General features: G+C 46.8%; 1 protein-coding gene. It reads right to left on the bottom strand.

Annotation, left to right across the window (positions count from 1 at the left end; translation table 11 throughout):
• Positions 1-1169: sigma-54 dependent transcriptional regulator (locus R7Z78_RS24555; RefSeq protein WP_169643803.1), on the bottom strand; the 1169-nt coding region annotated here is incomplete at both ends.

The raw sequence follows: 1169 nt of genomic DNA, 5'->3' as shown, positions 1-1169 counted from the left end.
TATTCAGTAGTCGATACATGGTTGCACGCGACACACCAAGTTCTTTCGCCGCATTGGAAACTTGACCAGAGTGCGATTCCAACACGACCAATAACGCATCACGCTCACTCTTTTCTCGAATTGATTTCAAACTGCGTTTTGAATCATTACGTTGCGGCAAATCGAGATGATGTTCTTCAATCATCACGCTGTCAGACATCAACACCGCACGCTTAACTTGGTTCATCAACTCGCGAACATTACCAGGCCAGAAGTAACGAGTCAGAGCTTTCAAAGCGTCCTCTGAGAAACTTTTTGCTTGAGAGTTGTACTCTTTAGAGAACTCTTGCAGATAGAAGCGAGCTAGTAGTGCAATGTCACTCGCGCGCTCTTTCAAGCTTGGTACGTTGATACGAAGTACATTGATGTAATGGTACAACTCTTCGTTGAAGTCGCCATCAATCAAGGCTCTTTCTACGTCTGACGAGTTAGCAGCAAGAATACGCACATTCACATTCTTCACACCTTCGCGCGTTTCAATCGTGCCCTCTTGCAAAAACCTTAACAGGTTCATTTGCTGGTCCTTCGAAATGGTCAGAATGTCATTAAACAACACAGTACCGCCATCTGCTTGTTCAAACAGACCTGGGCCCATCTCAGCATCCGCAGAAAGCTCACAGTCTTCCGCTTGGAACCGTTGCTCATTCCAAGCGCGGCAGTTAATCGACATAAAGGGCTTATGAGAACGGGAAGATACTTTGTGAATTGCACGAGCAACCGCTTCTTTACCAGTACCGCTCTCGCCAGAGATCAGAATACTCACGTCCGTAGGACCAATTCGCTTAACTTGATCGCGTAAGCGCTTCATCGGGATAGATTCGCCAATCAGCCCCATATCGAGGCTATTGCCAAAGCTTGGCCAAACTTTTTTCTCTAGCTTGAGCATACCAAGTTGGTGGCCGATGGTACTCAACAGTTGGGCATCTGGGATTGGGGCAGTAAAAAAGTCGATACAGAAGTTAACGATGAACTGGCAGATGGTGTCTGTGCCGAGCTGAGACTCACGAATAAACGCCAGCCAACGCACGTGCTTATGAGAACTCACTAAGTTTGCCAGACCATTCAAGCTAAACTCGTCATGGCTCAGGTCAACGATACCGATACAAGGCCCAATATCTTCCAATAACGTG

This window comes from Vibrio sp. 1167, from assembly GCF_033340375.1.
Lineage (GTDB): Bacteria > Pseudomonadota > Gammaproteobacteria > Enterobacterales > Vibrionaceae > Vibrio > Vibrio alginolyticus.
The sequence above is the reverse complement of the archived record's forward strand: the minus strand, read 5'-3'. Positions and strand labels throughout refer to the sequence as shown.